We start from the raw sequence: 4038 nt of genomic DNA, 5'->3' as shown, positions 1-4038 counted from the left end.
TTCCTGACACGACGGCGATGGAGCGCGGCGAGCATCCGCAATGGCTCTACACGGTGGTGTTCGAAGGCCGCGATCTCTGGGGCGAGGACGGTGATCCCACCTTGAAGGTTTCGATCGACGCATTCGAGCCCTATCTGGATCCGGCGTAATGAGCAGCGCGCTGGCGGCCGCCGCGGCAGCGGCCATCCCGAGCATTCCACGCGACGACGACGGCCCGGTGTTCCGCGCGCCATGGGAGGCGCACGCTTTTGCGATGGCCTTGAGTCTCTACGAACGCGGCGTGTTCACCTGGCCGGAATGGGCCGCCGCCCTCGCCGACGAGATCAAGCGAGCGCAGGCTGCCGGCGATCCCGATACCGGCGAAACCTACTATCTGCACTGGCTCGCCACGCTGGAAGGCCTCGTCTCACGGAAGGGTGTCGCCTCGATGGAGACCTTGCACCGCTATCGCGACGCCTGGGACCACGCCGCCGATCGCACGCCGCACGGCAAGCCGATCGAGTTGCGGCCGGAGGATTTCGGCTAGCTGGGCGACACGGAGACATGGTGGTCGCGCGCGATTCCCATTGGTCCCTTGGGATGACCGCTCGAGCCTTGTGCGCGGGAGAGCCATTTCACCGGCTCGCGCTTTGAACTGAATCTAATTTGAGGCTGTTGACCCCGGACCAACGCGCGGGATAACCGATGCGCGTAACAACCGTTTCGTCGCAGGGATCCGTGAGCGAGCCAATCAGACAAGGTCCGACGATCACCATCATGGCCGAGGAGGAGCCCATCGAGATCGGCTTTCCGATGGTGGCCGCCTATCATGGCCAATCCGCGCTCGCCATGGCCGCGATCGTGTTCCAGGCGCAGCGGGCTGCGTTCGCCCTGCTGTCGCCGAAAGCCGTGCCGGCGCGGCGCGACATGAGCATCGTCAGCGGACATCCTGGTCCGGGTGTGCGGGACGCCTTCGAGGTCATCACCCGCGCCGTGACGCGTGGCGCCTACATCGTCGACCGGTCGTTGCCCGACGCGAGATTTGTATCTGGCCACGACATTTCCTACAGCTTTCGAGTGACCCTGGGTGAGCGCACCGCCGAGATCGCGCTGCGGCCGGACGTTTTGCCTGCCCGATTTTTCGAACTCGTCTTCACCAAGGATCGCAGCACGGCGGAAGAGCATGAGCTGAGTGCATTGAAGCGCTCCGTTGCCCAGGACGTCCTCGCCAGGGAGCCGGAAACCCTCTTCACGACGCGTGTGAGCTGACGCATGAAGCCGGGACTGGCGTTCAGCTTCGGCTATGACGACGGGTCGCTGCATGCGTTGACCAGTGCGAGGACGGAAGCAGAAGTTCTGCTCCGCGACGTCTATTCGCTGCCGGAGATCGACCTCGACGATTTCAGCGTCCTGTTCGTGAGCATGCATAGCGATCAACGTTTCCTGGCTTCTCGCGCTCCCCAGATCGAGGAATACCTCGCTGGCGGCGGTGTCGTCGTCGCCAACGGCCACTACGCCTATCCCTACCTTCCGCGCATGGCGGGTTTTCACACCATCGACAATTACAGGCTCAGCGACATCACCGTGCTGCGCGTCGCCGAGCACCCAATCTGGCACGGCATCGATCCGCATGATCTGACCTTCCGCCGCGGCGTGTCCGGTTTCTATGGCCGGGTCTGGCATGATGCGCCGGCCGATGCGCAAATCATCCATGCGCTCGGCAAGCCGGACCTGCCGCTCGACTTCATCTACCCGGTCCGCCGAGGTCGCGTTCTCTTCCACGGGGGAAATGACCTCTGGAGCTTCGGCGGCGACGACAAGCAGCTGGCGCCCCGGATCATGCAATGGGTCGCCGAGGGACGAGACGTTCAATGAGCCTGGCGATCCTCGACGGCGGCACCTTCTACCATCACGCGGCTATTCACGGCGGGCGCTACCGGGAGCTGTTCGACAAGACCATCTACGCCCCGGAGCTCACGACCGAGGCCCTGGCCGGCGTCACGTTCCTGATCGTTCCCGATCGCATCAATCCGAACGTCCTGCGCGCCAGGCGCGATGTTCTGATCGATTTTGCGAAAGCCGGGCACACGCTGGTCGTATTCGGCGAAAATCGCGCCGACACATGGTTGCCGGGTGTGACATGGGCGGCGCGACCCACCAATTTCTGGTGGTGGCTCGACAAGGACGCACGTCCGCCGAACCGCCTGCTAGCGCCCGACCACGAGCTCTTCCAGGCGGTGCCGTTCGAAAACACGATATGGCACTTCCACGGCGTGCTGACCCCGCCTGCCGGGGCTCGGGTGCTGATCGACGTTCCCGCCGATCCTGAAGGCCGCGACAGCGGCGGAGCGCTGCTTTACGAGGATCGCGTCACCCTGCCCGGTCGCATGCTCGTTTCGACGCTTGACCCGTTCTACCATCACGGCAGCAACTTCATGCCGGCAGCGACGAAGCTTCTCGACGGCTTCCTGCCCTGGGCAAGGGAGAAGGCCCTCCGACCGGGTCGCGGCGGCATCTGATCTCAACGCGCCGGCAGATCCGTGGCTTTGCCCCGCAAGCCGTGCAGCGGCACGATCGCGGATGCCGTCTCCTCGTCCGCATGAACGTTCACGCGTCGTACCGGAACGCCATACATCCTTGCGAGATTGCTTTCAGTCAGCACCATCTCGGTCTCCCCTACGATGTGCGTCGCGTCCCGCTGCATCAGCAACGTCGTGTCGGCGATGCCGATTGCATGATCGGGGTGATGTGTCGTGAAGAGCACGGTCAGGCCAAGCGAGCCTGCAAGACGCAGCAGCAGACGAAGAACGACGCCCTGATTGGCGATGTCGAGTGCCGAAGCCGGCTCATCCAGCACCAGCACCTTGCAGTCGCTGGCGAGCGCGCGGGCCAGCAGGACGAGCTGCCGCTGCCCGCCGCTGAGCCGGTCGTAACGCTGCTGCGCGTGGACCGCGAGGCCCACCTCCTCCAGACACGCATATGCGCGGTCCCGGTCGTGGCGGCCCGGTGAGCTGAACCTTCCAAGATAGCGGCTGCGGCCCAGCAGGACCATGTCGAGGGCGTCGTAGGACTGGTCCGCCATCAGGGCCTGCGGAACGAAGCCCACATGGCCGTCGATCTCGACGTGTCCTTCCCTGAGCGTCAGCGTCCCTCCGATCGCCCTCAGCAGGGTGGTTTTGCCGCAGCCATTGGGCCCGAGGATGGCCGCGATCTTGCCCGCAGGAAACGTCGCCGACAGCCCGCGGAACAGCCAGGGTCCGGATCCGTAGCTGTGGCCTGCATTGTCGATGCGGATCATGCGACGCCACTCCTCGTGCTGCGCCGCAGGAGCAGCGCGAAAATCGGCGTGCCGACCAGTGCAGTGATGATTCCAACCGGAATTTCTGCCGGCGTGAGCGACCGCGCGAGCGTGTCGGCCGCAACCAGGAAGATGGCGCCGAGCAGCGTCGACACCGGCAGAAGCCGGCGGTTGTCCGCGCCGACCATCATGCGCGCCAGGTTGGGAATGATGAGTCCCACCCAGCCGATGGTGCCGCTAACCGCGACCTGGGACGAGATCGCAAGACACGCCGCGGCGAGCAAAATCAACCGGTCGCGAACCGGATTGACGCCGAGGGTGCGAGCCTCGTCGTCGCCAAGCGAAAGAACGTTCACGCGCCACCGCATCCCGATGAGAACGGCGGTTGCGAACGCGGTGCAGACTGCAACCAGTCCGAATTGCGGCCAGGTCGAAGACGCAAAGCTGCCCAACAACCAGAACACGATCACCTGCAACGTCGTCTCAGGATCGGCCAGATAGGTTACAAGGCCGACCAGCGCGCTGCAAAAGGCACTGACGACCACCCCCGCCAGGACGAGCGTAAGGATCGGCGAGAGGTTGTTGCTGCGATGAAACGCGAGGACGGCCACCAGCGCCAGGGCAGCTCCTCCAAACGCCCCGATCTGGACCAGTGGCCCGAAGCCGACGAGATAGATGACGGTGACGCCTCCGAGAGCAGCACCGGAGGATGCGCCGATGGTTTGCGGTCCGACCAGCGGATTGCGGAAGATGGCCTGCAG

At 64.6% G+C, this 4038-nt stretch carries 7 protein-coding genes; 5 read left to right on the top strand and 2 right to left on the bottom strand.

The genetic code is table 11. From position 1 onward, the window contains the following. The 5 genes from JHD07_RS31340 to JHD07_RS31320 all read left to right on the top strand — a co-directional run. Window positions 1-149: SH3-like domain-containing protein (locus JHD07_RS31340; protein WP_291629188.1), on the top strand; the 149-nt coding region annotated here is incomplete at its 5' end. Further along, entirely contained in the window at window positions 149-526 is a 378-nt protein-coding gene (locus JHD07_RS31335; protein ID WP_291629187.1) for a nitrile hydratase accessory protein, read from the top strand. The genes JHD07_RS31340 and JHD07_RS31335, both read left to right, overlap by 1 nt. 230 nt (window positions 527-756) lie before the next feature. After that, window positions 757-1248 (top strand): hypothetical protein, encoded by a 492-nt coding sequence (locus tag JHD07_RS31330; RefSeq protein WP_291629185.1) that lies wholly within the window; start codon window positions 757-759, stop codon window positions 1246-1248. Window positions 1249-1251: 3 nt separating this feature from the next. Continuing rightward, window positions 1252-1854, top strand: a complete 603-nt coding sequence (locus JHD07_RS31325) for a hypothetical protein (RefSeq protein WP_291629183.1) — start codon at window positions 1252-1254, stop codon at window positions 1852-1854. Further along, window positions 1851-2498: a hypothetical protein gene (locus tag JHD07_RS31320; protein ID WP_291629181.1), complete on the top strand. Its 648-nt coding sequence runs from the start codon at window positions 1851-1853 to the stop codon at window positions 2496-2498. Before JHD07_RS31325 ends, JHD07_RS31320 begins: the two co-directional genes overlap by 4 nt. A gap of 2 nt (window positions 2499-2500) precedes the next feature. Here JHD07_RS31320 and JHD07_RS31315 read toward each other — a convergent pair whose 3' ends face one another. Both JHD07_RS31315 and JHD07_RS31310 read right to left on the bottom strand, forming a co-directional pair. Next, window positions 2501-3277, bottom strand: a complete 777-nt coding sequence (locus JHD07_RS31315; protein WP_291629180.1) for an ABC transporter ATP-binding protein — start codon at window positions 3275-3277, stop codon at window positions 2501-2503. Next, on the bottom strand, window positions 3274-4038 hold a 765-nt coding region (locus tag JHD07_RS31310; protein ID WP_291629179.1), incomplete at its 5' end, for an iron ABC transporter permease. The genes JHD07_RS31315 and JHD07_RS31310, both read right to left, overlap by 4 nt.

This window comes from Bradyrhizobium sp. (assembly GCF_016462955.1).
Lineage (GTDB): Bacteria > Pseudomonadota > Alphaproteobacteria > Rhizobiales > Xanthobacteraceae > Bradyrhizobium.
The sequence above is the reverse complement of the archived record's forward strand: the minus strand, read 5'-3'. Positions and strand labels throughout refer to the sequence as shown.